The organism is Lysobacter sp. ISL-50 (assembly GCF_018612875.1).
In the GTDB taxonomy this organism is placed as follows: domain Bacteria; phylum Pseudomonadota; class Gammaproteobacteria; order Xanthomonadales; family Xanthomonadaceae; genus Lysobacter.
Window position 1 is genome coordinate 129576 of the sequence record NZ_JAGGRI010000007.1, and the last position, 26565, is coordinate 156140.

The following is a 26565-nucleotide window of genomic DNA, read 5'->3' on the forward strand; positions in this document are numbered from 1 at the left end:
AAAGTCCGGTGACCTGACTGAAAAGCATCGGGGCTAAAGCTCCCTCCCACAAAAGACTCCCTCCCACAAAGGCTCCCTTCCACAGAAGCCTCTCCCACAAAAAGCAGCGCCACTCAAATCCGCGAAAACTTCCAGGACACCATCCGCCCGTCGCGATACGGCATCACCCCATGGAACGGCCGCGGGTCGGCGTCGAACACCAGCGGCAGGAATTCGCGGTCGCCTTCCCACATCGGCAACTCGTGCAGGCGTTCGATGTCCACCCATTCCAGCGTGCCTTCGGGATTGCTCGCGAACGGCGCGCCTTCGAAGGCGGTGATGGTGAACACGAAGCCCAGCCAGTCCTCGCCGTGCTTGCCGAAGCCCGGCCAGCTGATGGTGCCGCGCAACTGCATGGCGGTGCAGTCGATGCCGGCTTCCTCGAAGATCTCGCGGCGCATGCCCGCGACCACGTCTTCGTCGGCCTCGAGCTTGCCGCCCAGGCCGTTGTACTTGCCCAACTGGTGATCGTCGGGACGGGCGTTGCGATGGACCATCAGCACTTGGCGGCCATCGGGCGAAATCACGTAGCCCAGGGTGGCCACGATAGGCGTGTACGGCATCGGGGGATCGGCGTCGGAAAGGGCGCAGCGGAACTGCAGGCGCACAGTGTCGACGATTCGTCCGGCAACGGCCAGCGGCGCCGGTCTGCCTACGTGAGTTTCGACCTGCCACGGTGTCATCGGCGCGGGTTAAGGTGCCCGGGCCCGCGGCGGCGGCGCCCGCATGCGGCCATAATCGCCACGGAACCATCACGATCCGAATATCTCGACAAGGACAGGGAGCACTCCATGCGCAAGCGTCACCTGAGCGTGCTGCTGGCCGGCCTGACCACGATCACGACCGCCGCGTTCGCTACAGCGTCCGCGGCCGAGAGCGATCGCTGGCAGGTGCCGGTGGCGGTCAAGAAACTCGACAACGGACTGACCGTGGTCGTATCGCCCGATCACACCTCGCCGACCGTCGGCATCAGCGTGGTCTATCACGTCGGCATGCGGCTGGAGCCCAAGAACCGCACCGGCTTCGCGCACCTGTTCGAGCATCTGATGTTCCAGGGCACGCCGGTCGCGCCGAAGGGCGTTTTCGACAAGGTCATCAGCGGCGGCGGCGGACGCAACAACGGCTCGACCCGCCCGGACTTCACCAATTACATCGAAATCGCGCCGGTGTCGGCGCTGGACCGCCTGCTGTGGCTGGAGGCGGACCGGATGAAGACCCTGGACTTCAATCCGACCACGCTGAAGAACCAGCAGGACGTGGTCAAGGAAGAAATCCGCGTCAACGTGAAGAACCAGCCCTACGGCGGCTTCATGTGGATCGATATCGGCCAGCACGCGTTCCAGAAGTGGGAGAACAACCACGACGGCTACGGCAGCTTCCAGGATCTGGAAAACGCCAGCCTGGCCGACGTGCAGTCGTTCCACCGCGATTACTACGGCCCCAACAACGCCGTGCTCGGCATCGCCGGCGACATCAGCCCGGCCGAGGCGTTCGCGCTGGCCGACAAGTATTTCGGCGCGGTCCCCGGCCGCCCGACGCCGGCCGCGCCGGATTACAGCGAAGGCCTCAACACCGCCGAGAAGCGCATCGACCAGACCGACGCGCTGGCGCAGGTGCCGGCGATCGCCGCGGCCTGGAAGATGCCGGCGCGCGGCAGCCGCGATCACGCGCCGATGGCGGTGCTGGGCAACGTGCTGGCCGGCGACGACGCTTCGCGTCTGTATCAGGGCCTGGTCAAGCAGCGCCAGATCGCCTTGAACGTCGAACCGCTGTACGGCCTGGTCGATCCGTGGACCTACAACGGCCCCACGCTCTACACCTTGTTCGCGCTGTACAAGCCCGACACCAACGCCGACGCGGTGCTGGCCGCGATCGACGAGGAAGTGGCCAAGATCGCCCGCGACGGCGTCGATGCGGCCACGCTCAAGCGGGTCAAGACCAAGATGCTGGCCGATTGGTACAACGGCCTGGAGAGTTTCATCGAGCGCGCCAACACCATCGCGCTGATGCAGACCCTGTGGGGCGACGCCAACGTGGTCAACAAGATCCCGGGCTTGATCGAAGGCGTGACTTCGGCCGATCTGCAACGCGTGGCCAAGACCTATCTGACCCGCGCCAATCGCACCGTGATCGATCGCCGGCCGGCCGCGATGGCCGCCGCCGCGCCCGCGGCCAAGGCCGACGCCGCGCCCTCCCAGACGGCCGCGCCGTCGGGCAAGAACTGAGGACCCGCGCCATGAGAATCCATACCCACTCGCTCGCGCTGTCGCTGGCCCTGACCCTGATCGCCGGCACCGCCGCGGCCGGCCCCAACGCCAAGCTGCCCGAACGCCTGCCGCCGCTGGCCGCCGACAAGGCGTTGCCGGTGCCGCAGATCGCGCAGAAAACCCTCGCCAACGGCCTGCAGGTCTGGGTCGTGCCGCGCCAGGGACTGCCGCGCGTGGACTTCGCCCTGACCGTGCGCAACGCCGGCTATGCCAGCGACGCCGCCGATGCGCCGGGTTTCTCCGCGTTGTACGCCGGCCTGCTGGTCGAAGGCACCGCCAAACGCGACGCCAAGGCCATCGCCGAAGCCGCGCAGAGCTACGGCGGCGTGATCGGCGCGGGGCCGTACAACGACGGGCTGACCCTCAGCGGTTACGCGCTGCCTTCGCAGGCCGCATCGATGATGCAACTGCTGTCGGAAGTCGCCGAAGGCGCGAGCTTTCCCGACGATGAGGTCAAGCTGGCCAAGGCCAATGCCCTGCAAGGTCTGAAGGCGCAGCAGTCGCAGCCCTCGTTCAAGGCCACGCGCGCGTTGCTGGCGACGACCTATGGCGATCATCCGTACGCGCGCACGCAACCCACCGAGGCGGCGATCAGCGCGGTCACCGCGCAGGCGATGCGCGCCGAGCATGCGCGTCGCTTCCGTCCCGACCGCGCGTTGCTGGTGGTGACCGGGCGGATCAGCGCCGAGGAAGGCTTCAAGTCCGCCGAAGCCGCCTTCGGCGACTGGAAAGCCAGCGGCGAACCGATCGCCGATGTCGCGCCCGCGCGCAGTTCGGCGCAGGCGCAACGGGTGTTCGTGCAGCGCGACGGCAGCGTGCAATCGGCGCTGCGGCTGGGCCGTCCGGCGATCGCGGCCACCGATGCCGACTACATTCCGGCGCAGTTGGCCGGCATCGTGCTCGGCGGCGGTTTCAGCAGCCGTCTGATGCAGAAGCTGCGCGAGGAGAAGGGCTACACCTACGGCGCGCGCGGCGGACTCAGCGCGTTCCGCGCCGGCGGCGCGGTGCAGGCCTCGGCGGACGTGCGCAACGAAGTCACCGGCGCCGCGATCGGCGAGTTCATCTACGAACTCGGCCGCCTCAGCGACTATCCGGTGCCGGCGCAGGAACTGGAAGACACCAAGCGCTATGTCGCCGGCGGTTACCTGATCAACAACCAGTTGCAGGCCTCGGTGGCGTCGTCGTTGGCCAGCAACTGGCTGTACGGCCTGCCGCCGGAATTCCTCGGCGAGTACGTGCCGAAGGTCCGCGCCGTGAGCGCCGAGCAGGTGCAGGCGATGGCGAAGAAGTATTACGCGGTGAAGGATCAGTCGATCATCGTGGTCGGCGACTACAAGGCGGTGCAGCCGCAGCTCAAGGAGTACGGCGAGTTCAAGCAGGAGAAGTGAGTTCGCTGCTGATTGGAGGCTGTTGCGGCTCGGTGACGGGTGCGGCTGACGGATTGTCGGCGTGCTCGCCACCTTCGCGATCAAGAAAAGCCCCGGCCGTTCGCGGTCGGGGCTTTTTGGTTTTGGTCGCTGTTTGAGCGAAGCGACAACGTGAGCGTGATTCGCTTCTTCTCGCTCGTCATTCCCGCGTTTGGGCGCGATTCGCTCTTTTTTGCTCGTCATTCCCGCGTTCGCGGGAATGACGGCGTTGGTGCGAGTATTCCGACAGTCCGAATCCGAGTCCGAGCCTGAGCCAAAAAGCCCTCCCCTTCGCCACTGCTCGCGCATAATGCCCGCCTTGCCACGGAGGACCGTATGTCTGCCGCCAGCCCGCTAGCCGATCCGCCCGCTGCCCCGCGTCTGCTCGCCTTCGCCGGCAGTCTGCGTTCGGGGTCTTACAACCGCCGCCTGATCCCGGTGCTGGTCGAGGGCGCGCGCGCCGCCGGCGCGCAGGTCACCCATATCGAATTGCGCGATTACGCGCTGCCGATCTACGACGGCGACATCGAAGCCGAAGGCCTGCCCGACAACGCCCGGCGCCTGCAGGCGCTGATGGCCGAACACGACGGCCTGCTGATCTCCACGCCCGAGTACAACGGCTCGATGCCGGCCTTGGTCAAGAACACGCTCGACTGGATTTCGCGACCGCTCGGCGACGGACGCTCGGGCACCGCGCTGTTCACGGACAAGGTCGCCGGCATCGTCTCCGCCTCGCCCGGGCCGCTGGGCGGACTGCGTTCGCTGCTGGTTCTGCGCGACGCGCTGGCCAAGCTGGGCCTGATCGTGGTGCCGCAGCAGGTCGCGGTCGGTCAGGCCGGGGAGAAGCTGCTCGACTACGGCCAACTCGGCGACGAGCGCGCGCGCGAAGCGGTGCATCGCGTCGGCGCCGCGGTGGTGCGGCATCTGCACGTCTACAACCCATCCATCGCCGGAGCCCGCGCATGAAAGGCCAGCAACGCGAATTGAACCTGCGCTTCCTCGCCCAGCCCACCGACGTGAACTACGGCGGCAAGGTCCACGGCGGCATGGTGATGAAGTGGATCGACCAGGCCGGCTATGCCGCCGCGGTAGGTTGGAGCGGCAAGTACAGCGTCACCGTCGCCGTCGGCGGCATCCGTTTCGTCGCCCCGATCCGCATCAGCGACTTGGTGACCGTGCACACCAAGCTGATCCTGACCGGCAACAGCAGCATGCATTTCGCCGTCGATGTGAAAGCGCGCGACCCGGGCCTGGACGACGGCGAGCCGGAAGAGCGGCTGTGCACGCATTGCGTGATCGTGTTCGTGGCGATGGATCAGGTCGAGGGCAAGCCGACCGCGGTGCCGTCGTGGACGCCGGAGAGCGAGGACGACAAGCGTCTGGCCGAGTACGCGCTCAAGGTGATGGAGCTGAGCAAGGGCATCGAGGCTACGGTGGAGCGGTACGTCAAGGAAGGTTGATTCGGCTGTTGCTGCTTCCCCCCCTTTGAAAAGGGGGGCAGGGGGGATTCGCTCTTAGCCGCAGTTGCCTGCGTCCCCACCCAAAGCAAATCCCCCGCGCTCCGATCGTTCCTCAGAAGCGAACCCCGCGCCGGGCGCTCGCCCCCTTTTTCGAAGGGGGCAATTCACAAGCCCACAACGAAACAGGCCGCCCGAAGGCGGCCTGTTTCATCGAATCGTCGATCGAGCGCGAAACTCAGATCCCATCGACCCGGCGCGCTTCCATGAACTTGGCGCTCCAGTACCCGCTGTCCAGGCTGGACACGGTCACGTCCTTGCCGGTGCGCGGGGCATGCACGAAGCGGCCGTCGCCCAGGTAGATGCCGACATGGTCCACGCGACCGCGGCGGCCGAAGAACACCAGGTCGCCTTCGGTCAGCGAGTCGCGTTCGATCACTTCGCCGGTCTTGGCCATCTCGCGCGAGACGCGCGGCAGTTCGATGCCCAGGGCGTTGCGGAATACGTAGCCGACCAGGCCGCTGCAATCGAAGCCCTGGTCGGGCGAGGTGCCGCCCCAGCGATAGGGTGTGCCCAGCAGGGCCAGGGCGCGTTGCAGCATGCCCTTGATCCGGCCCTGCTCGGCGACCGGCATGTCGGTCTTGCTCAGCTCCACGTCCTGACCCTGGCCCAGCAGGCGGTTCAGGTCGGTGGCGAGCATCATGGCGCGGTCGGAAAGGGTCATCGCCTCCGGCAGCATGTTGCTGGCGGTCGGCTCCGGAGCGTCGGCCGAGTCGTTACGCAGCGACGGGCCGCCCGGAAGGGCGCCGCCGGCCATCGACGAGCCGGCCACGCTGGTCGGCGCGGACTGGGCGAAAACGGGCAGGGCGCAAACCGCCAGCACGGCGGTCAGCACAAGACGTTGGGTAGCCCGGCCGGAGTGGCTCTGGGCGGTGTCGCGGGATGCTTGGGGGGTGGCAGCCTGGCGGTTGTGGCGAGTGGTATTGGTCGTCACTTATTAATCACGAAGTCGTCACCGGTAGGGGACGATACCTTCGAAGAGCAAGAGGTTGGTTCAAATTTCGTTAGACGGTCGTTAACAGGTATGTGATTTTCCTCACATTTCTGACGAGTCTGAGACGGAAGCCGCATTCATAAAGGGTCTCAGTTCTTTCTGAGAACCCGTTTGGCGCCGCTGTAGTGATCGCGCCAGTAGGGGCCGTCGAGCCGGTCCAGGCGCACCGTGCCGCCGCTGCTGGGGGCGTGGACGAAGCGGCCCTCGCCGACGTAGATGCCGACATGGCTGACGTTGCCGGAGCTGCCGAAGAACACCAGATCGCCGGCCGCCAGCCGCATCGGGTCGATGCGCGGGCCCTGGTAACCGGCCAGATCGCGCGAGGTCCGCGGCAGGCTCAGGGCCAGCATGTCGCGATAGACGTAGTTGACCAAGCCGCTGCAGTCGAAGCCGCCGTCCGGGGTATTGCCGCCGTAGCGGTAGGGCGTGCCGACCAGGCTGAAGGCGCGCATCAGCACCGAATTGGCGGCGCCGGGGTTTTCCGGATCGACCTGCGGCCAGACCCGGACGGGCTGGGACGGCGGCGGGCGGCGGACGATCTGCTTGCCCCCGCCGCAGGCCGCGAGCAGCCCGCACAGGGCCAGCCCCAGCAGCGCCGCCGACCACGGCAGCGGCCCGCGCGCTGGCGCGGACACGGTGTTGCCGGGATAATGCGCGGCCTTCGTCACGGCCGATAGCTTGGCGGCTATCGGCGGCGGCGGCAAGACAATCCATGTGACCTTTTGTGGCGGCCCGCGCACATCGGCGCCGCCGTTACCTTTCCTGATCGCCCCGTGGGCGGTCATCCCAGCCGGACTTGCCATGAAAATCGAAAAAGATCGCGTCGTGCGTTTCCACTACACCGTTTCCGAGCAGGGCAGCGAGCCGCTGGAAACCTCGGAAGGCCGCGATCCGCTGGCGATCCTGATCGGCCACAACAACATCATTCCGGGCCTGGAGAAGGCGATGGAAGGCCACGAAGCCGGCGACAAGTTCGAAGTCGATGTGGCCGCGGCCGACGCTTACGGCGTGCACCAGGAAGGCCTGACCCAGCGCGTGCCGAAGAAGTACTTCAAGGACGCCAAGCTGTTCCCGGGCATGCAGGCGGTGCTCGAGACCAACTTCGGCCCGCGCGCGGTGACGATCCTGAAGATCGGCATGAGCGTGGTCGATGTCGATCTGAACCACCCGATGGCCGGCAAGGATCTGCATTTCGCGGTCGAGATCGTCGAGGTGCGTGAGGCGGTGGAGGAAGAGATCGCGCACGGTCACGTGCACGGCGACGGCGGCCACGCTCACTGATAAGCGCGCGGCCGGGTGGGGCGATCGCGCCGCCGGCACTACCGCACGACGACGGCCCGCGCGAGCGGGCCGTTCGTTTTTTGCGCGGTGGCGATGCGGTCGTTGGGTTGTGGGTGGCGGGGGCTTGAAGGTCGATGTTTTCCTGATCGGTTCGCTCGCCTGATCCTCGAGTGGGTGGGGTTGGTCCCGGGGTGATCGAAGGGCGTCGGGGCTGAAGCCCCTCCCACAGAAGCTCCTCTCCCACAGAAGCCCTTCCCACAAAGTCCCTCCCATAGAAGCCCTGACTGCATCATCGTCGCTCGTGCCACGGCCGCCGCCATTACTCATACCGCCATCGATTCCATGATCGCCGCCCCGCCCGAGTTCGCGCCCATCGCCGCACGCGAGCGCCTGCTCGCGCTGGATGCGCTGCGCGGGATCGCCCTGCTCGGCATTTTGCTCAGCAACGTGGCCAGCTTCGCCGGGCCGCTGGCGGAATTGAGCGAGGGCATCGATCCGAAGCTGAGCGGATCGGATTACTGGCTGTCGGCGTTCGTGTACGTGGCGATCCGCAACAAGTTCTGGACGCTGTTCGCGCTGTTGTTCGGCATGGGCTTCGCGGTGATGTTCGAACGCGCCCGCGACGCCGGCCGCGGTTTCGGCGCGATCTACCTGCGCCGCAGCATCGGGCTGCTGGCGATCGGCCTGATCCACGCCTGGCTGATCTGGGCCGGCGACATCCTGGTCACCTACGCCTTGAGCGCATTCGTGTTGCTGGCGCTGCGTTCGTGGTCGGGCTCGGGCTGGCTCAAGCTCGGCGCGGCGTTGTATCTGGGCACGATCGCCTACTGGCTGCTGGTCGCCGCCGCCCTGGCCGTGCCCGGCGTGGCCCAGGGCGACGCGGCGGATCTGGCGCGCGCCCAGGCCGAACGCGCGGCGGAAGTCGCCGTGTACGCGCGCGGCGATTACTTCGCCGTTACCGGGCAACGTGTGCGCTTCTTCTTCGAGTCCACGATCGGCGGCTGGATCATGATGCTGCCGTTGTCGCTGGGCCTGTTCCTGATCGGCGCCGGGCTGGCGCGCGCCGGCCTCGTCGCCGATCCGCGGCGCCATCGCGCGCTGTTGCGCGAGTTCGTGCGTATCGGCCTGCCCATCGGCGCGATGCTGACTCTCGCCAGCGTGATGATCGACAGCGCGCCGTCGCTGGCCTTGTACAGCGCGTCCTCGATTCTGGCGCAGACCCTGCACATGCTCGCGGGGCTGCCGTTGGCGCTGGCCTTGATCGCCGGCGTGTTGCTGCTGATGCAAGGCGGCGCGCGCTGGCCGCTGCGTTTCGCCCCGGCCGGGCGCATGGCCCTGAGCAATTATCTCGGCCAGTCGCTGATCGTGACCTGGGCGCTGTACCACTATGGCCTGAATCTGTGGGGACGCTTGTCCTATACCGAACTGATCGCCGCCGCCGTGGTCCTGTTCGCGCTGCAGATGGCCGCGAGCGCCTGGTGGCTGCGGCATTTCCGCTTCGGTCCGCTGGAATGGCTGTGGCGCGCGTTCGCGTACTGGCGCCGGCCGGCGATGCGCAGCCCGACTGATGGGGAGGAGTGAGTTCAGAGGAGTGGGGTCAGAGAAGTGAGTTCAGAGGAGTGAGGAGTGAGTAAAGGCCGCCAGCGGCTTCGCACTCACTCCTCACTCCTCTGAACTCACTCCTATTCGCGACCGCGAATGACGAAGCGCGCGGACAAAGGAACGGCCCGCTCGCGCGGGCCGCTCCATGTCGCAGGTGTCGCCGGCATACGATGCCGCCAGGCCTCAGTTGACGCTGGCCGCGCTCCAGGCGCGGGCGAGGATCTTGTACTCGTTGGAGGTGCTGCCGTACAGATCGCCCGCCGCCTGCAAGGTCCAGGTGCGGGCCTGCGGGTAGGTGGTGCTGGAGACGAAGTAACGGGTCAGCGCGCGATAGAAGATCGCGCCGACCTTGTCGCGGCCGATGCCGACGATGGTGGTGTCGGTGTTGCAGACCAGTTGCGCCTTGGTGTAGCTGAAGCCGCTCGGCACGACCACGCCTTCGGAGGCCAGGTAGTTCACCCGGTTGAGCACGCCGGAGGTGTAGTGCGGATCGTAGGTGCCGCCCTGTCCGGTCTGCGACGCGGTGAAGCCGCCGCTGGGGTAGCACACCTTGGACCGGCCGTCGGCATCTTGCTTGAACAACACGCGCAGGGCCTTCTTGTCGCCGGGATTGCTGATGTAGATCTCTTCGCCGATCAGATAGTCGCCCGGATCGTTGGCATTGGCGACGCTGAATTCGACCAGGGTGCCGAAGATGTCCGAGATACCTTCGTTGATGCCACCGGAGTCCTTGATGTTGTAGTAGCCCAGGCGCGCGGTCGCGCCGGTCACGCCGTGGGTCATTTCGTGGCCGGCTACGTCCAGGGCCACCAGCGGACGGTAGGTCACGCCGTCGCCGTCGCCGTAAAGCATCGCCGAGCCGTCCCAGTACGCATTGACCAGATTGGTCGGGCCGTAGTGCACGAAGCTCTTCACGCCCTTGCCGTCGTTGAAGATGCCGTTGCGGCCATGCACGGATTTGTAATAGTCCCAAGTGGCGGCGACACCGTAGTGAGCGTCGGTGGCGGCCGAGGCGCGGTCGGAGGTGGTGTTGTTGCCCCAGGTGTTGTCGGCGTCGCTGAACACGGTGCCGCTGGCGCTGCTGCGGTTGCCGGCGTCCAGGGTCTGGCCGCTGCCGCGGCTGGGATCGGTCATCTGGAAACCGCTGGCGACCGAATTGGTGACGATGCCGACGTTGCCCAGGGTCAGGGTCCGGCCGGTGCCGTTGGCGGCGGCGGAGTGGACGCGATCGTCTTCCTGCAGCAGCGCGCCGTTGCGCGCGTCGATGAAGTAGCTGATGTTGCCTGGCGCGGGATCGTCGCGGCGATCGCCGAGCACGTCTACCTGATAGGCCAGGGTCGGTTCGACGGCGCGCGCGAAGACCACTAACTGGGTCGAGGCGACCGAAGTCACCGTGCCGTCGAACGCGGCGCCGGCTTCGATCCGCGCCTGTTCGGCGCTGATCTTCGGCGCGATGTCGGGGCGGCCGAAGGTGCGCATGTTGTCGCCCTGGGTGATCGACTTGAGTTCGCCGTTCTGCGAATGCACGACGAAGTCGCCGCCGACCACCGGCAGGCCCAGGTAGCTGCGCTCCATGCGCACGTGCTCGGTGCCGTCGCGGTCGATCATCACGTCGCGGGCGACGAAGGCGTCGGCCTGCACGCGATGCACTTCCTGCGCCGCCGCGCCGGACAGCAGGCCGCGCGCGCGGTGGGCGGCGGGCGATGCGTCGGCCTGTGCCGGCGATTCGGATGAAGCGACCAGATCGCTGCCTGGACGCGCGCCGGGCGCGCTGGCGATCGCGCCGAAGGCGGAATGACGGGGCGCGACGGCCGAGGCGATTGCGGGCGCGGTGGCGTTGGTCGCGGCGACGCCGGATGGTGCCGTTGCCGAAGTTTGGTGCGACAGCGATTGCGTCGGACCCGAACCCGAGCCGACTTGGGTCGACAGAGCGACGAGCGCGGCGACCACGGCCGTGCTCAGCACAGCGGTCTTGAGTTGCATTCGATTGGACCCCTACAAGGTGGATGGAATGTGGTTGCGCACGTCCTCGCGAATGCGCGCAAGACAGCTCTCCCGGAAGCAATGGGAGACTCATCGGCGTTGGATGCATGTTTCTTATGTGCCTGTGAGCGTTGAAAACCATATGCCTGCGCCAGCGATGCAGGCAGCGAAAACCAGCGCATCGCGTCACACAATCGCGCGCGCTAGTTCGCAAGGCGTCACAGAACTTCATCAAGGCGTAAACACGGCGTCGTAAAGGCGGGCATCGCGATGCGCGAACGCGCTAAGGCGGCCGAGGCATTGGCTGCAACAACGCAACGGAGCGTTTGCGTGGACGAATGCATGCACGATGCGGGAGCTCGCGGTTCGCGCGATTTCGGTCGCGATCGGTCTGATCGATGTCGCGGCGGTCAACGAAATCGGGCGAGTCCGTGATTTCAGCGACGAAGCCGGGCATTGCGGCGACACGAGCCCGCGCAAAAAAACGGCCCGCGATGCGGGCCGTTTCGGTAACGCCTATGGATCGGTCAGTTGACGTTGACCGCCGACCAGGCGCGGGCGACGGTCTTGTATTCGGCCGAATCGGCGCCGTACAAATCGGCCGTTGCCTGCAGCGAGCCCGTGCGCGCGCCCGGGTAGTCGGTGCTGGACACGAAGTACTTGGTCAGCGCGCGGTACCAGATCGCGCCGGCCTTGGCCGGGCCGATGCCGGCGACGCTGGTGTCGCCGTTACAAGCCAGGTCGGCGGGGGTAAGGCTGGCGGAGTAATCCGCGGGCACGACCGAGCCTTGCGAGATCAGGTAGAAGGCCAGGTTGGCCACGCCGGAGGTGAGGTGCGGATCGTACTTCTTGCCTTCGGCGGTATCGGCCGCGGGGAAACCGCCCACCGGATAGCACTTCACCGAGGGGCTGGTGCGGAAGGCGATGTCGAGGTTCTGCTGGAACATCACCCGCAGCGGCAGCGCCTGGGTGCCCGGGCCTTTCGGGCGGAAGTTCAGCTTCTCGCCGACCAGGAAGTCGCCCGGATCGGCGGCGCTGCCGATGCTGTACTCGACCAGGGTGCCGAAGATGTCCGAGGTCGCTTCGTTGAGGCCGCCGGTGTCCTTGATGTTGTAGTAGCCGAGCTTGGCGGTGGCGCCGGTGACGCCGTGAGTCATCTCATGGCCGGCGACGTCGAGGGCGACCAACGGCAGATTGCCGTTGCTGGCGTCGCCGTCGCCATAAATCATGTTGGTGCCGTCCCAGGCGGCGTTGAAGTAGTTTTTGCCGTAGTGGACGTAGCTCTTCACGCCGAGGCCGTCGTTCTTGATGCCATTGCGGCCATGGACGGTCTTGTAATAGTCCCAGGTCGCGCTCACGCCGTAATGCGCGTCGGCCGCGGCGGTGGCGCGGTCGGAGGTGGTGTTGTTGCCCCACACGTTGTCGGCGTCCTTCACGATCTTGCCCAGGAAGGTGAACGAGTAGTTCTGGGCGTCCAGGGTCTGGCCGCTGCCGCGCGAGGGATCGGTCAATTCGTAGCCGCCGCTGACCGAGTTGCTGACGAGGCCGACGTCGCCCAGCGTCAGGGTCTTGCCGGTGCCGTTGGCGGCGGCGGCTTCGACATGATCCTCGGCCTCCAGCAGGCGGCCGTCGCGGGCGTCGATGAAGTACGACATCACGCCCGGCGCCTGGCTGTCGTTGCGCTCGCCGCGCAGGCCAACCTGATAGGCCAGGGTGGGGTCCATGCCGTTGCGTGCATACACCACCAGCTTGGCCGGATCGAGTTCGGCGACGCGGCCGTCGAATTGGGCGCCGGCCGCGCTGCGGGCCTGGGCGGCGGCGATGCCGGGCTTGAGTTGCGGGCGCGCGGTGGTGCGTAGGTTGCCGCCCTGGGTGACCGAGAGCAGTTCGCCGTTGCGCGAATGCACGACCATGTCGGCGCCGATCACCGGCAGGCCTTCGTAGCTGCGTTCCATGCGCACGTGCTCGGTGCCGTCGCGGTCGATCATCACGTCGCGGGCGTGGAAGCCGTCGGCCTGGGCGAGATGGACTTCGCCCGCGGCGGCGCCGGCGAGCAGGCCGCGCGCGCGTTCGGCGGCGGCGGTGCGGTCGGCCTGTTCCGGCGAGCTGCTGGCCCAGGCCTGCTGGCTGCCCGCACGCGCGCTGGTGTCGATCAGCGCGCGCAGCGCCACGGTGTTCCGCGCGGCGGCGGCCAGCGCCTGGGCCGAATGCGCCGGCGAGGCCGGCGCCGCGACGGCGCGTCCCTGTGCGTCGGCCGCGGAAGCGGCGTCGGTGTTCGGGCGCGAGCCGTACACGGCCAGGCCGGCGAGCCCGGCGACGACGGCGAGGGTGAGTAAGGTGGTCTTCGACTGCATGGAAACGATTCCCCTGTAACTGCTGCGGAAGGACGGCATCGGCGCGGGCTGTTGCGGCGCGACGCGGCGATGCCGGTGCGATGGCGCCGCGGCCGTCCCGGTAGCGTCCGGCGGTCCGTGGCAGCGCATCGGGATTCACGTTAGAAGCCGAGGGGCGATCGGCAGCGGCACGCGCCGGGCGCAAGCACATTGCAAATGTGATGATGGGCGCGGTAATTTTGAATTCAGACGAGTCCTAGCCGTCATTTTCCGGCCGGCACTGTGACGTGAGCCCGGCGGCATCGGCGAGATCGGGGACGTTTCGCACCTGTCGGAGCGGCCGACCGGCCCGGTTCCGTCCCGTCCCGCGCCGTCCGACGCCGCGGCGGCGCGGCCTTTGCACGATCCCGGCCGCCGCATCACCGAAACCCTGCATCCGATCCACAACACAACCGCATCGGCGCGCGCTCGTTACTATGTCGGCGGCGCCGTGCGAACGGCCCACGCCAGCGCCGCGCCGCCGCGCGCTGATCAGTTCGAACCGAGCGACGGAGCACAATGGGCGCAGTGGAAGTGGAAGTGGATTCGGCGGCCGCCGCCGTGGGCGGGCGCGAAGACGTAATCGTCGTCGGTGCCGGCGTGATCGGCCTGACCTGCGCCCTGGCCCTGCTCGAAAGCGGGCGCGGCGTGCGCGTGATCGACGCCGGCCCGGTCGGCGGCGGCAGTTCGCACGGCAACTGCGGCACCATCACCCCTAGCCACGCCACGCCGCTGGCCGCGCCGGGCGTGATCGCGCAGGCGCTGCGCTGGATGCTGACCCCGGACGCGCCGCTGTACGTGCATCCCAAACTCGATCCGCAGCTGTGGAGCTGGCTGCTGCGCTTCGCCGCGCGCTGCAACGCGAGCGACTGGCGCGCCAGCGCGCAGGCCAAGTCGGCGCTGCTGAACGATTCGCGCGCGCGGCTGGAAGACTGGGTGACGCGCTACGGCTTGGTCTGCGAATTCGACAGCTCCGGCGTGGACTACGTGTTCCGCGACGCCGCCGCCTTCGCCTCCGGCCAGCATGAGCTCGACCTGCTGCGCGAGTTCGGCGTGCAGATCGAACTGATCGACGGCGCCGCCTACGAAGCGCAAGACCCCGCCTTCAAGCCCGGCCTGGCCGGGGTGATCCGTTTCGATCACGACGCGGTGCTGCGCCCGGATCGTTACGTGGCCGAGCTGGCGCGCACGCTGCGCGCGCGCGGCGGCGAGATTATCGAGCGCTGCGCGCTGCGCGGCCTGCGGCAGGGCGCCGGCGGCATCGAGCTGGACACCACGCACGGCCCGATGCGCGCGCGCGAAGCGGTGATCGCGCTCGGCGCGTGGTCGCCGAAGTTGTCCGACGCGATCGGCCTGCCTTCGCTCAAGCGCACCATGCAGCCCGGCAAGGGCTATTCGATCACCTACGACCGTCCGGCGCTGACGCCGTTGCGGCCGGTGGTGCTGCGCGAACGCAAGGTCTGCGTGACCATGTGGGACAGCGGCTTCCGCCTGGGCAGCACGATGGAATTCTCCGGCTTCGACGACAGCCTCAACCCGCGCCGCCTGGCCGCGCTGGAACGCGGCGCCGCCGAATATCTGCACCAGCCGGTGGGCCCGGTCGAACGCGAGCGCTGGCAGGGCTGGCGGCCGATGAGCGTGGACGACGTGCCGCTGATCGGCCGCGTGCCCGGCCGCGACGGCCTGTGGCTGGCGACCGGCCACGGCATGATGGGCGTGAGCATGAGCGCCGGCACCGGCCAGTTGCTGGCCGACCTGATCGCCGGTCGCGCGACCGCGATCGACCCGCATCCCTACCGACCGGAGCGTTTCGCTTGAACGCAGACGAACAAGGCAAGACCCACTTCGACCTGATCGTGGTCGGCGGCGGCTCCGGCGGCCTGGCCGGCGCGTTCCGCGCCGCCGAGTACGGCGCGCGCGTGGCGCTGCTGGAACCGGCGCTGCTGGGCGGCACCTGCGTCAACGTCGGCTGCGTGCCGAAGAAGGCGATGTGGCTGGCCGCCGACATCGCCGCCAAGCTGCGCATGGCGCAGTCGCTGGGCTTCGCCATCGACCAGCCGCCGCAGCAACGCTGCGAACTGGACTGGCCGACCTTCATCGTCCATCGCCAGCGCTACATCGCCAACATCCACGAAAGTTACCGCAAGCGCCTGGACGCGTCCGGCATCGTGCTCGCGCCGATGCGCGCGCACCTGCTCGACGCGCGCACGGTGGAGTGCGAGAACGGCGCGCGCCTGAGCGCGCCGCGCATCCTGATCGCCACCGGCGGCCACGCGGTCAAGCCGGACATGCCGGGCGCCGAACTGGGCGGCACCTCGGACGATTTCTTCGCCTGGAACGCGGCGCCGGAACGGGTGGCGATCATCGGCGCGGGCTATATCGCGGTCGAACTGGCCGGCGTGCTGCAGGCGCTGGGCAGCCGGGTCGAGGTGTTCGTGCGCGGTTCGCGCCTGCTCGAAGGTTTCGATGCCGAACTCACGGCGCAACTGTCGGACGATTACTGCCAGAGCGGCGTGCGCCTGCATTTCGATCATGCGGTCGCGGCGCTGGAAGCCGACGGCCTGCGCGTGCGCCTGCGCGGCGCCGACGGCGCGCTCAGCGAGCCGTTCGACAAGGTGCTGTTCGCGACCGGGCGGCGGCCGAACAGCGCGAAGCTGGGCCTGCAGCAGTTGGGCGTGAAGCTCGATGCGCGCGGCCATATCGTCGTCGATGAACTGCATGCGACCAGCGTCGCCGGCGTCAACGCGGTCGGCGATGTCACCACCGATGTCCAGCTGACCCCGGTCGCCATCGCCGCCGCGCGTCGGCTGATGGATCGCGTCTACGGCAAGCGCGAAGGCCGGCTCGATCAACACAATATTCCGACCGTGGTCTTCGCCCATCCGCCGATCGGCAAGGTCGGCCTCACCGAAGACGAAGCCCGGGCGCGACATGGTGACAATCTGCACATCTATCGCGCCGGGTTTCGGCCGATGCTGTACGCCCTGGCCGAATCGCCGCAGCGCAGCCTGTTCAAGCTGATCTGCGTCGGCGAGGAGCGCCGCGTGGTCGGCATCCATCTGCTCGGCGAAGCCGCCGACGAGATGCTGCAGGGCTTCGCGGTCGCGCTCAAGCGCGGCATCACCCTGGACGACCTGCGCGACACGGTCGCCATCCATCCGACCAGCGCCGAGGAAGTGGTGCTGATGCGCTGAGCCGGCGGCAAGATCGCCGCGCTGCCTGGTCGGTCACTTATCCAAGCGACACGGAGCGGGCGGCATGAAGGCAACACAGCGCGGGATTACACGGCATCGCAAGATCGGCGCGGCGGCGGGCTTTGCGATCAGCATCGCGCTCGCTGGCGCCGCACAGGCCGCCGACGACGGCATCGACATCGCCGATCTGCTCAGCGCGCCGCAGCCCGAACAGCTGACCGCGTCCCGCGGCGCGCCGGTGCTGGCCTGGGTGTCGAACGAGCGCGGCGCGCGCAATCTGTGGTCGGCGCGCGCGCCGGAATTCGCGCCGCGCAAATTGACCGCGTTCGACGAAGACGACGGCCAGTTGCTCGGCAGCCTGCAACTCAGCCGCGACGGCCGTTGGCTGGCCTACGTGCGCGGCAGCGGCCCGGATGCGGCCGGCAACAACAGCAATCCCACCAGCGATCCGGACGGCAAGGAACAGGCGGTGTGGATCGTCGCCAGCGACGGCTCGGGCAAACCGCAGCGCATCGGCCCCGGCCGCTCGGTGCAGTTCGCGCCGAACGGCGATGCGGTGATCGTGCAGGGCCGCGGCGTGGGCTGTTTCGCGCTGCCCGGCGGCAAGGCGCCGGACTGGTGCAAGGAAGCGTTGATCAAGAGCCGCGGCGCCAACAGCGCGGCGGAGTTTTCGCCCGACGGCAGGTTGCTGGCCTTCGCCAGCAATCGCGGCGATCACGCCTTCGTCGGCGTGCTCGATCTGGCCGCGCGCTCGGTGCGCTGGATGGGCGCGGATTTCTACAACGACGCCAATCCGGTGTTTTCGCCCGACGGCCGCCGCGTCGCGTTCCTGCGCACCGCGCCGACCCGCGCCGGCGATGCGTTCGATCTGACCGCCGCCAACGCGTTTGAAATCTGGACCGCCGATGTCGCCACGGGGCTGGCGAAACGCGTGTTCCGCTCCAGCGACAAGGCCGGCGGCTACGCTCAGTTCAGCGCCAGCAAGCCGCTGTCCTGGAGCGGCGACAACCGCCTGATCTTCGCCTCGGAACAAAACGGCTGGCTGCATTGGTACGCGTTGTCGCCCGATGCCGAGAGCGGCAAGAACGCCGAACCGGTCGCGCTCAGCCGCGGCGAATGCGAGGTCGAGACCAGCACCCTGGCCGACAACGGCGAATTCGTGTTCAGCGGCAACTGCGCCGAAATCGATCACCGGCAGATTTTCAGCGTCGATGCCAAGGGCGCGGCGCAGACGCTGCTGACCGCCAGGAATGAGATCGCGACCGAACCGGTGGCGGTGGCCGGCGGCCAATGGCTGGCGTTCCGTCATGCCGATGCGCGCCGGCCGACCGCGATCGCGGTGATGCCGCGCGCCGGCGGCGAGATCAAGCGGATTTTCCCGGCGCAGTTGCCGGCGCGGTTTCCGCTGGAGCGCCTGGTCGAACCCAAGACCCTGACCTTGCGTGCGAGCGACGGGGTGATCTCGCACGCGAACGTGTTCGAGCCGCCGACATCTTTCACCGGCAAGCGCCCGGCGCTGATCTATGTGCACGGCGGACCGATCCGGCAAGTCGTCGCCGGTTGGCATTACATCGGCTACTACTATTCCGATTACGCCAACAACCAGTGGTTGGCCAGCCAGGGTTATGTAGTGCTGGTGTTGAACTACCGCGCAGGCGTCGGCTACGGCCAGGGCTTCCGCCGCGCCGACAAGCAGGGCCCGCGCGGCGCCAGCGAGTACCAGGACGTGCTGGCCGCGCAGGCCTGGCTGGCCAAGCGCGACAACGTGGACGCCAAGCGCATCGGCATCTACGGCGGCTCCTACGGCGGGTTCCTGACCGCCTCGGCGCTGGCGCGCAACTCGGACCTGTTCGCCGCCGGCGTCGACCGCCACGGCGTGCACGACTGGCGCGTCAGCGCCCAGGGCGGCGACAACAGCGGCCTGTGGGGGCTCAAGCCGGACGAACTGGAGACCGCGTTCAAGTCCTCGCCGGTCGCGCATGTCGATGGCTGGCGCTCGCCGGTGCTGATCGTGCACGGCGACGACGACCGCGCGGTCAAGTTCGCCCAGAGCGTGGATCTGGTCGAGCGCCTGCGCGCGCGCAAGGCGCCGGTGGAAACCCTGGCGATCCCGGACGAGGATCATTTTTTCCTGCGCTACGCGACCTGGCTTCAGGTCCATCGCAGTACCATGGACTTCTTCCGCCGGCATCTGCAGTCCGGCGCCGATTGAATGGTCCCATGAACGTCCCGCACCCCACCGAGCCCGTGTTCCAACTGCATCGCGGCAGCGCGCCGCTGTTGATCAGCCTGCCGCACGACGGCTCGCTGATCCCGGACGCGTTCAAGGCGCGCATGGTCGAATCGGCGCGGCGCGCGCCGGATACCGACTGGCACGTCTCGCGCCTGTACGCGTTCGCGCGCGAGTTGGGCGCGTCGATCCTGGTGCCGCGCCATTCGCGTTACGTGGTCGATCTCAATCGCCCGCCCGACGACGTCTCGCTGTATCCGGGCCAGAACACCACCGGCCTGTGCCCGGGCGTGCAGTTCAGCGGCGAGGCGGTGTATCTGGACGGCCAGGCGCCGGACGAAGCCGAAGTGGCGCAGCGCGTGGAGCTGTACTGGCGCCCCTATCACGACACCCTGGTCGCCGAGCTCGACCGCATCCGCGGCGAACACGGCCGCGCGGTGTTGTGGGAAGGCCATTCGATCCGCGGCGAAGTGCCGTTCCTGTTCGACGGGGTGCTGCCGGATCTCAACCTGGGCACCGCCGCCGGCAAGAGTTGCCTGCCGGAACTGCAGGCGCGGCTGGAAAGCATCCTGTCGACGCAGAACGATTACGACTGGATCGCCAACGGCCGCTTCAAAGGCGGCTACATCACCCGTCACTACGGCGATCCGGAGATCGGCGTGCAAGCGGTGCAGTTGGAACTGAGCCAGCGCAACTACATGGACGAGGATTCCTTCGCCTACGACGAAGCCAAGGCGGCGCGCCTGCAACCGCTGCTGCAGGCGCTGCTGCGCGCCACCTTGCAAGCGCAGGACGCATGAGCCCCGCGCGGCCGGCGTCGCGACGCAAGTCGGCGCCGGCAGAATCCGCGCCGGCCGATCGCGCCGCCGCCAAACCCGCGCCAGCGAAGCCCGCGGCGAAGCAAACCTCCGCCGCCGATCCGGCGCCGATCGCCCTGGCCCAGGCGCGCGCGCTGCACCTGCACGCGCAAGGCCTGCTGACGCGGCCGCGCAAGCGCGCCACCCAGGCCGATGCGCTGGCGGCGATCGCGCGCATGCAGTTGCTGCAGATCGACACCATCCATGTCGTCGCGCGCAGCCCGTACCTGGTGCTGTTCTCGCGCCTGGGTTCGTACCCGGCGCGCTGGCTGGAAGACCTGCTGGCGCAGCGCGGGATCTTCGAAGTGTGGGCGCACGAAGCCTGCTTCGCGCCGATGGACGATTACCTGCTGCACCGCAACGCCCTGCAACAGCGCGAGCACCATTGGGCGATCCGCAACGCGCAGCATCATCGCCAGACCAGCGCGGACAAGATCGAGCGGCTGCTCGCGCACATCCGCGAGCTGGGCCCGGTCAAATCCTCCGACTTCGAACGCGAGGCCTCCGGCGGCGGCGGCTGGTGGGGCTGGAAGGACGAAAAGCGCTGGCTCGAAGCCGGCTTCGCCCTCGGCGAGCTGATGGTCGCGCGGCGCGAGAACTTCCACCGCGTCTACGACTTGTCCGAACGCGTGGCCGGCATCGCCGTGCCCGGCTGGGACAGCACCCGCATCGATGCCGATACGGTGCGCAGCCAGACCATCCTCAAGTCGGTGCGCGCGCTGGGCATCGCCCAGGCGCGCTGGATCGCCGACTACTTCCGCACCCGGCCGCGTTTGCGCGATGCCGACCTGGACGCGTTCGTCGAGCGCGGCGAGTTGAAGCGGGTGGCGGTGAAAGGCTGGAACGCGCCGGGCTATGTGCACCCCGATCACGCCGAGGCGTTGTCGCAGGCCGCCGCCGGCCGCCTGCGCGCGAATCACGCGGCCTTGCTGTCGCCGTTCGATCCGGTGGTGTGGGATCGCGAACGCGCCAGCGAATTCTTCGGCTTCGACTACACGCTGGAGTGCTACACGCCCGAGCTCAAGCGCCGCTACGGCTATTTCGTCCTGCCGATCCTGGTGCGCGGCCGCCTAGTCGGGCGCCTGGACGCGAAGGCGCATCGCGCCCGCGGCGAGTTCGAGATCAAGGCGCTGTATCTGGAAGAGGGCGTCGATGCCGACGAGGCATTGGCGGCGCAGATCGCCGGCGCGATCGACGACTGCGCGCGCTGGCACGAGACGCCGAAGGTGAAGCTCAACCGCTGCCGGCCGGCGGGATTCGCCAAATTGCTCAAGGCGGCCTTGGCGGCTCGGAAATAATTCGGCTCGACTCAGCGACTCGTGCTCGGCGCATGAGTGGGACTGGGTTGATGCATCGGCTCGTTCTGAGCAGATGGCTTCGCAAGCGCCTCGCTGGTTTGAGCCAAGGGCGGAACCGGCTCGCGCAAATCGAATTTCGCCAGATAGCCCGGCGTTTTTCCCGCGATGAATACCTGGCCATCATGCACTGCGGCACGATCGAGCTTGTCCGCACTGTCGATGCCCGCGACTTTCGCGACGTATACGGCGTGCGCGACCTGAGCGTCGCTGACCTGCTCGGGGAGTTGGTCGCGCAAACGCGTGTACATGTCATGGAAGGGATGCCCGGGTTGATTGATGAGCGGATCTTCATCAACACTCCATGAGCTTGAGCCGCCTTTGGCGATATCGCCGGGCTTGATCGGCGAATTCGGAGCGGTGGGGTGCCTGGCCTCCAGTTCGCTCAGGCTATCGATCAACTCCTTCGGTGTTTCGAAAGCGCCGTACTCCGTCGCGTCTATTTTCTCGCCGGTAATCCGGCTTGTCACTTCGCTCGCCCAGGACGCGCAGGTGTTGGTGTAGCCCCACGTCACGTTTTTCTGGATCTCCGCGTCCAGAGCCGTAACCTGCTCGGGCGTCAGGCTATAAAAGCGGCTTTCCGTCGCTTTGCGGCCGGCTTCCAGGCCTGTGCGGATGTCCGATCCCGAGCCGTTGCTCAATCCACGTCGTTCGATCATGCCGTGATCGTCCGGCCAAAGCCCGTAGTACTCGGTGTGTCCGTTACGTGTCACGGATATCCAAGCATGCCCATCGACGAACCGATCGAAACTGCCTTCCGTATTCGGGTCCGTCCAACTGTGTATCCCTAAAACGACTCTGTCGTCCATGGCTCGTTTCCTTACAAATGCACGACCTGTTCCTTGTCGGCGTGGACCACTACGACCTTCTCCCCGTGGTAAGGCAAGTGAACCTCCGCCATGCCATCGTCAGAAAGTTTGGAGTGTTGAGACATGACGGTACATGTAGTGCGGATTCTGCAGCGGCCGATAACCACGCGCAGTATTCCTGCCTGCGCTTGGTAGTCCACGCCCGGCGAGAAGTACATGCTTTCCAGCGGCACTCGATACGTGAAAATCATTTGGTTGTCGCCGAGCTTGCTCGCCGAAACCGGTTGCACCGACGACTCGGAGTAGTGCGGTTTCATGTGGCCTCCAGCACAGGCGACGAGTGGGAGAGAAGCGATGAAAAGACCGGCGAACCGCGTCATTCGCATGGCGGACCTCGTTGTTGCGACAGTCGAGGAGTTTTATAGGTTGGCGGCAAGAATCGTGTCAACGCGACGACGATTGATTAAGTGCCTTGAGCGTGTCTTGAAATCACAGGGTTATCGAGCGGGTTTCAATAATGCGACCGCCGTCGTGACAGGGCCTGATGTTGAGTACGGCTTTCAGCTGTCGGATGAGGATTCGCCTCATCGACCTGGATACCCATCGCCGCGCACCGAGGCGGCTGACCGCCGATCCTATGCCCGGTCGGCGATCAGCATGTAAGCGGCCAGCAAGCCCAGCAACGGAATCATGTTCAAGACCAGCGCCGGCACCGCCAGCGAGCGGCGCTCGCCGCGGAACAGCGCGGTCATCGCCAGCAGACTGCCGAACAGCCAGCTGGCGGCGCTGTACATGATGGCCTTGCCGGTGCAGTGCAGGCTCCAGTTGCCGCACTGGTTTTCCGGGGTCAGGCCGAATACCACCAGCCACGCCAGCGCCGGCCCGAGCAGCAGCGCGAACCAGGCCAGCGCGCCGAACAGGCGGCCGGCGGAATCGGCCGCGGATTTGCGTCGGATGGTGTCGGTTTCAGCGGCCATGGCCATGCTCCTCGCCGTGATCTCGATCCGGGCAGTGCGGGGCGGAAGTGCTGCGTCCTTTCATCTCGATCTCCTGATGGCGGGGCGATACCCGCACGTTGCCGCATTACGCCGCATGACTGCGTGATTATGCCGTCGGTTGGCCGCCGATCGGACGAATCAAAAAAGAAACGCCGCCTTGCGGGCGGCGTGGTGTCGTTTCGAAGCGAGGCGGGCTTGCGCCATTCGGCCTCGCTGGACGCGCGTGGCGAACCGAGCCCGTCAGACTTCCAGGGTGGCCAGATCGCCCTTCGTCTCCAGCCAACTCTTGCGATCGCTGGCGCGCTTCTTGGCCAGCAGCATGTCCATCAGCGAGTGCGTCTGCGCATTGTCGTCGATGGTCAGCTGAACCAGGCGGCGGGTGTCGGGGTGGATGGTCGATTCGCGCAGCTGCGAGGCGTTCATCTCGCCCAGGCCCTTGAAGCGGGTGACGTTGATCGCGCCGCTCAGGCCCTTCTTGCGATCGCCTTTCTCGCGCTCGATCTTTTCCAGCAGGATGCGCTTTTCCTCTTCGTCCAGCGCATAGAACACGGTCTTGCCCACGTCCACGCGGAACAGCGGCGGCATCGCCACGAAGATGTGCCCGGCCGCGACCAGCGCCGGGAAATGGCGCAGGAACAAGGCGCTGAGCAAGGTCGCGATATGCAGACCGTCGGAATCGGCGTCGGCCAGGATCACCACCTTGCCGTAGCGCAGGCCGGTGATGTCTTCCTTGCCCGGATCGCAGCCGATCGCCACCGCCAGATCGTGCACTTCCTGCGAACCCAGCACGCTGCCGGAGGCGACTTCCCAGGTGTTGAGGATCTTGCCGCGCAGCGGCAGGATCGCCTGGAAGTCCTTGTCGCGGGCCTGGCGCGCGCTGCCGCCGGCCGAGTCGCCTTCCACCAGGAACAGCTCGGTGCGCGACAGATCCTGCGAGGAGCAGTCGGCGAGCTTGCCGGGCAGGGCCGGGCCCTGGGTGATCTTCTTGCGGGTGATCTGCTTTTCGGTCTTCAGGCGCGCGGCGGCGCGCTCGATCGCCAGCTGGGCGATCTTCTCGCCCAGTTCGGTGTGCTGATTGAGCCACAGCGAGAATGCATCGTGCGCGGCGCCTTCGACGAAGCCGGCGGCCTGGCGCGAGGACAGGCGCTCCTTGGTCTGGCCGCTGAACTGCGGATCGGTCATCTTGACGCTGAGCACGAAGGCGACCCGGTCCCACACGTCTTCCGGCGCCAGCTTGACGCCGCGCGGCAGCAGGTTGCGGAAGTCGCAGAACTCGCGCAGCGCGTCGGTGAAGCCGGTGCGCAGGCCGTTGACGTGGGTGCCGTGCTGGGCGGTGGGGATCAGGTTGACGTAGCTTTCCTGGGTCAGCTCGCCGTCCGGCACCCAGGCCACGGCCCAGTCGGCGACTTCGTTTTCCTTCTTGAGCTGGCCGACGAACAGGTCCGGCGGCAGCAGCTCGCGCTGCGGCTGGCCGTCGCGCAGTTCGCTGGACAGGTAATCGCGCAGGCCGTCTTCGTAATACCACTCGCCGCGCTCGCCGCTGGCCTCGTCGAACAGCTTGACGTTGAGGCCGGGGCACAGCACCGCCTTGGCGCGCAGCACGTGCTTGATCGAGCGCAGGTTGAACTTGTTGGTGTCGAAATACTTCGGGTCGGGCCAGAAGCGCACGCGGGTGCCGGTGTTCTTCTTGCCGACGCTGCCGACCACTTCCAGCGGCGTCGCGCGATCGCCGTTGTTGAAGGTCATGCGGTATTCGTTGCCGTCGCGCTTGATGTGCACTTCGACCAGCTTGGACAGCGCGTTGACCACGCTGACGCCGACGCCGTGCAGGCCGCCGGAGAAGGTGTAGTTCTTGTTGCTGAACTTACCGCCGGCGTGCAGGCGGGTCAGGATCAGCTCCACGCCGGGGACTTTCTCCTCCGGATGGATGTCCACCGGCATGCCGCGGCCGTCGTCGGAGACCTCGCAGCTGCCGTCGGCGTGCAGGATCACCTCGATGCTGCGCGCGTGCCCGGCCAGGGCCTCGTCCACCGAGTTGTCGATGACTTCCTGGGCCAGGTGGTTCGGCCGGCTGGTGTCGGTGTACATGCCCGGGCGGCGTTTGACCGGGTCCAGTCCGGAGAGGACTTCAATGTCGGCGGCGTTATAGCGACTGCTCATTAACTGTTGGGCGTGGCCGTGGTGTTCGGAGCGGCGAGGATGAAGACGGCGGGCAGGGTGGTCAAGCCGGGCGTGGTTAAAACCGGGTGAACGGTCGAGCGGGAAGCTTGGCGGGTCGAGGTCTCGCGGGGTGAGACGGGGTCGCGGCGATGCGTGTGCGGGGCCGGTCGGGTGGACTTTGGGAGGAGCGGCGGCCGGCGATCGGCCGCGGCTGCGCGAATCCGGTCTGCGCGGCGACCGCTGGCTCCGATTGAACCGGCGCCGGCGCAACCCCATAGTCTGGTTCGATCCAGCGGCGCTCGCGCCGCCCCGGCAGTCGTTCAGGTCCGAGCGAGGGTGCCGGGGCTAGGGTTCGCGGCGTCGCAGTACCGACGCGGCGCGCCACCCGCGACGCCGGACGCCACCGATGCCAGCGATGGCCGCTCGATGCCGGCTCCCACACGTTTCAGGAGGTCAAGTCATGAAGATCCGCAAGCTGCTGCTCCCCGCCGTCATCGCCGCCGCCCTGACCGTGCTGATCGCGCCCGCCGCGTTCGCCCAGCAGGACCCGCAGGCCGACAAGAAGGCCGAAGACGCCAAGAAGGCCGAGGACGCGAAGAAAGCCGAAGCCAAGAAGAAGGCCGACGCCGAGAAGAAGAAGTCCGGCGACCGCGGCGTCGAGCCGGAGGAAGAGGGCGACAAGTAATCGCGCGACCGCGCAAGCGGCCCCGTCCAGGAAAACGCCCCGGCCCGCCGGGGCGTTTTTCGTTGCGGGCCACGGCGAGCGGCGCGGTGGCGCGGCCCGGGTTGGTCGAGCACCGGCCGATGATCGTCGCGTCCAGCCTCGCATTGGCCGTGGGCATCGAGCTGGGCTACTTTGGCGCCAGGCGGCTGTGGCCGCAGGCGGCGGGCGCCGCCTGAGCCGTCGCGCCGATCAGGAGAATGCAGCGATGGCCGTGCGCATCGTCAGGCTGGGAACCCAGCGCCAGCGGGGCGAAGGCACCCGCATCGGCACCGTGCGGCGGCCGCCGCGCGGGGTGCCCAAGAGCGAATTCGCGACGCAGGATTGGTACGACGTGTGGTTTCCGAACCTCGCGCCCAGCCTGGACACCATGAAACAGGCCCAGGCCGCGCAGACGCCGGCGCAGTGGACCGCGTTCGTGCGCAAGTACAAGGCGGAGATGGCCGCGCCCGACGCCAGCCACGCGATCGAATTGCTGGCCAGGTTGTCGCATCACAGCGATTTTTCGGTCGGCTGTTATTGCGAGGACGAATCGCATTGCCATCGTTCGATCCTGAGCGAGTTGCTGGTCGCGCGCGGGGCCCGGCTGGCCTAGCCGCGCCGCTCCTGCCCCGGAGGCCCAACCGGGGCGGACCGCCCGTCGTCCGATTCCGGCGAAATCCGCGCAAAGCCGCGTGTTTCAAGACTTTGCACGCGGCGAGGGCCGGCCCGGCCGCTGTCAAGCAGTCGCGGCTTCACGTCCCAGCCTGTAAACTGCGGCTTTCCAGCGGCAGCAAAATC

Annotated in this window: 23 protein-coding genes; 14 read left to right on the top strand and 9 right to left on the bottom strand. The window is 67.4% G+C overall.

What is annotated here, in order from left to right; all coding sequences use genetic code 11:
- Positions 1 to 113 precede the first annotated feature (113 nt).
- Positions 114 to 602, bottom strand: a complete 489-nt coding sequence (locus J7J50_RS05185) for an 8-oxo-dGTP diphosphatase (RefSeq protein ID WP_215056417.1) — start codon at positions 600 to 602, stop codon at positions 114 to 116.
- A 228-nt stretch (positions 603 to 830) separates the two neighbouring features.
- On the opposite strand from J7J50_RS05185, the gene J7J50_RS05190 reads away from it, so the two are divergent.
- The 4 genes from J7J50_RS05190 (at position 831) to J7J50_RS05205 (ending at position 5172) form a co-directional block, all read left to right on the top strand.
- A complete protein-coding gene (locus J7J50_RS05190) occupies positions 831 to 2264 on the top strand; it encodes a pitrilysin family protein (protein ID WP_215056418.1) in 1434 nt (477 codons plus the stop codon).
- 11 nt (positions 2265 to 2275) lie between these two features.
- Positions 2276 to 3694: a pitrilysin family protein gene (locus J7J50_RS05195; RefSeq protein WP_215056419.1), complete on the top strand. Its 1419-nt coding sequence runs from the start codon at positions 2276 to 2278 to the stop codon at positions 3692 to 3694.
- 354 nt (positions 3695 to 4048) lie between these two features.
- Positions 4049 to 4678 (top strand): NAD(P)H-dependent oxidoreductase, encoded by a 630-nt coding sequence (locus J7J50_RS05200; protein WP_215056421.1) that lies wholly within the window; start codon positions 4049 to 4051, stop codon positions 4676 to 4678.
- Positions 4675 to 5172 carry an acyl-CoA thioesterase gene (locus J7J50_RS05205; RefSeq protein WP_215056422.1) on the top strand — a complete coding sequence of 166 codons (498 nt, stop codon included), beginning with the start codon at positions 4675 to 4677 and terminating at the stop codon, positions 5170 to 5172. Before J7J50_RS05200 ends, J7J50_RS05205 begins: the two co-directional genes overlap by 4 nt.
- 235 nt (positions 5173 to 5407) lie before the next feature.
- On the opposite strand, the gene J7J50_RS05210 is transcribed toward J7J50_RS05205, so the two are convergent.
- Both J7J50_RS05210 and J7J50_RS05215 read right to left on the bottom strand, forming a co-directional pair.
- Positions 5408 to 6163 carry an NlpC/P60 family protein gene (locus J7J50_RS05210; protein WP_343222434.1) on the bottom strand — a complete coding sequence of 252 codons (756 nt, stop codon included), beginning with the start codon at positions 6161 to 6163 and terminating at the stop codon, positions 5408 to 5410.
- 149 nt (positions 6164 to 6312) lie between these two features.
- The gene (locus J7J50_RS05215; RefSeq protein ID WP_251044233.1) at positions 6313 to 6816 is read right to left on the bottom strand and encodes a C40 family peptidase; all 504 of its coding nucleotides are present in this window, start codon (positions 6814 to 6816) and stop codon (positions 6313 to 6315) included.
- 169 nt (positions 6817 to 6985) lie between these two features.
- Here J7J50_RS05215 and J7J50_RS05220 point away from each other — a divergent pair, with 169 nt between their 5' ends.
- Positions 6986 to 7504, top strand: a complete 519-nt coding sequence (locus tag J7J50_RS05220) for a peptidylprolyl isomerase (protein ID WP_251044235.1) — start codon at positions 6986 to 6988, stop codon at positions 7502 to 7504.
- A 342-nt stretch (positions 7505 to 7846) separates the two neighbouring features.
- Positions 7847 to 9085 carry a DUF418 domain-containing protein gene (locus J7J50_RS05225; RefSeq protein ID WP_215056423.1) on the top strand — a complete coding sequence of 413 codons (1239 nt, stop codon included), beginning with the start codon at positions 7847 to 7849 and terminating at the stop codon, positions 9083 to 9085.
- Positions 9086 to 9289: 204 nt separating this feature from the next.
- Here J7J50_RS05225 and J7J50_RS05230 read toward each other — a convergent pair whose 3' ends face one another.
- Complete coding sequence (locus J7J50_RS05230; RefSeq protein WP_215056424.1) at positions 9290 to 11089, bottom strand: M4 family metallopeptidase; 1800 nt, start codon at positions 11087 to 11089, stop codon at positions 9290 to 9292.
- Positions 11090 to 11438: 349 nt separating this feature from the next.
- On the opposite strand from J7J50_RS05230, the gene J7J50_RS05235 reads away from it, so the two are divergent.
- Positions 11439 to 11624 (top strand): hypothetical protein, encoded by a 186-nt coding sequence (locus tag J7J50_RS05235; protein WP_215056425.1) that lies wholly within the window; start codon positions 11439 to 11441, stop codon positions 11622 to 11624.
- Here J7J50_RS05235 and J7J50_RS05240 read toward each other — a convergent pair.
- On the bottom strand, positions 11617 to 13443 hold the full coding sequence (locus J7J50_RS05240; protein WP_215056426.1) for a M4 family metallopeptidase: 1827 nt from the start codon (positions 13441 to 13443) through the stop codon (positions 11617 to 11619). The genes J7J50_RS05235 and J7J50_RS05240 overlap by 8 nt on opposite strands.
- Before the next feature lie 537 nt (positions 13444 to 13980).
- Here J7J50_RS05240 and J7J50_RS24675 point away from each other — a divergent pair.
- The 5 genes from J7J50_RS24675 (at position 13981) to J7J50_RS05260 (ending at position 21040) form a co-directional block, all read left to right on the top strand.
- Positions 13981 to 15279 carry an FAD-dependent oxidoreductase gene (locus J7J50_RS24675; protein ID WP_251044200.1) on the top strand — a complete coding sequence of 433 codons (1299 nt, stop codon included), beginning with the start codon at positions 13981 to 13983 and terminating at the stop codon, positions 15277 to 15279.
- On the top strand, positions 15276 to 16655 hold the full coding sequence (gorA, locus tag J7J50_RS05245; RefSeq protein WP_251044202.1) for a glutathione-disulfide reductase: 1380 nt from the start codon (positions 15276 to 15278) through the stop codon (positions 16653 to 16655). Before J7J50_RS24675 ends, gorA begins: the two co-directional genes overlap by 4 nt.
- A 64-nt stretch (positions 16656 to 16719) precedes the next feature.
- Positions 16720 to 18867 carry a prolyl oligopeptidase family serine peptidase gene (locus tag J7J50_RS05250; protein WP_215056428.1) on the top strand — a complete coding sequence of 716 codons (2148 nt, stop codon included), beginning with the start codon at positions 16720 to 16722 and terminating at the stop codon, positions 18865 to 18867.
- 8 nt (positions 18868 to 18875) lie between these two features.
- Positions 18876 to 19685 carry an N-formylglutamate deformylase gene (hutG, locus tag J7J50_RS05255; RefSeq protein ID WP_215056429.1) on the top strand — a complete coding sequence of 270 codons (810 nt, stop codon included), beginning with the start codon at positions 18876 to 18878 and terminating at the stop codon, positions 19683 to 19685.
- Complete coding sequence (locus J7J50_RS05260) at positions 19682 to 21040, top strand: crosslink repair DNA glycosylase YcaQ family protein (protein ID WP_215056430.1); 1359 nt, start codon at positions 19682 to 19684, stop codon at positions 21038 to 21040. The genes hutG and J7J50_RS05260 overlap by 4 nt, the downstream gene beginning before the upstream one ends.
- Before the next feature lie 11 nt (positions 21041 to 21051).
- Here J7J50_RS05260 and J7J50_RS05265 read toward each other — a convergent pair whose 3' ends face one another.
- The 4 genes from J7J50_RS05265 to parE form a co-directional block, all read right to left on the bottom strand.
- Positions 21052 to 21906: a hypothetical protein gene (locus J7J50_RS05265; protein WP_215056431.1), complete on the bottom strand. Its 855-nt coding sequence runs from the start codon at positions 21904 to 21906 to the stop codon at positions 21052 to 21054.
- Between the two features lie 11 nt (positions 21907 to 21917).
- The gene (locus J7J50_RS05270) at positions 21918 to 22223 is read right to left on the bottom strand and encodes a hypothetical protein (protein ID WP_215056432.1); all 306 of its coding nucleotides are present in this window, start codon (positions 22221 to 22223) and stop codon (positions 21918 to 21920) included.
- A 318-nt stretch (positions 22224 to 22541) separates the two neighbouring features.
- A complete protein-coding gene (locus J7J50_RS05275) occupies positions 22542 to 22883 on the bottom strand; it encodes a hypothetical protein (protein ID WP_215056433.1) in 342 nt (113 codons plus the stop codon).
- A gap of 261 nt (positions 22884 to 23144) precedes the next feature.
- Complete coding sequence (parE, locus tag J7J50_RS05280) at positions 23145 to 25064, bottom strand: DNA topoisomerase IV subunit B (protein WP_215056434.1); 1920 nt, start codon at positions 25062 to 25064, stop codon at positions 23145 to 23147.
- Positions 25065 to 25524: 460 nt separating this feature from the next.
- Between parE and J7J50_RS05285 the strand changes: the two genes are divergently transcribed.
- Entirely contained in the window at positions 25525 to 25749 is a 225-nt protein-coding gene (locus tag J7J50_RS05285) for a hypothetical protein (RefSeq protein ID WP_057942171.1), read from the top strand.
- A gap of 244 nt (positions 25750 to 25993) precedes the next feature.
- Positions 25994 to 26380: a DUF488 family protein gene (locus J7J50_RS05290; protein WP_215056435.1), complete on the top strand. Its 387-nt coding sequence runs from the start codon at positions 25994 to 25996 to the stop codon at positions 26378 to 26380.
- Positions 26381 to 26565 lie beyond the last annotated feature (185 nt).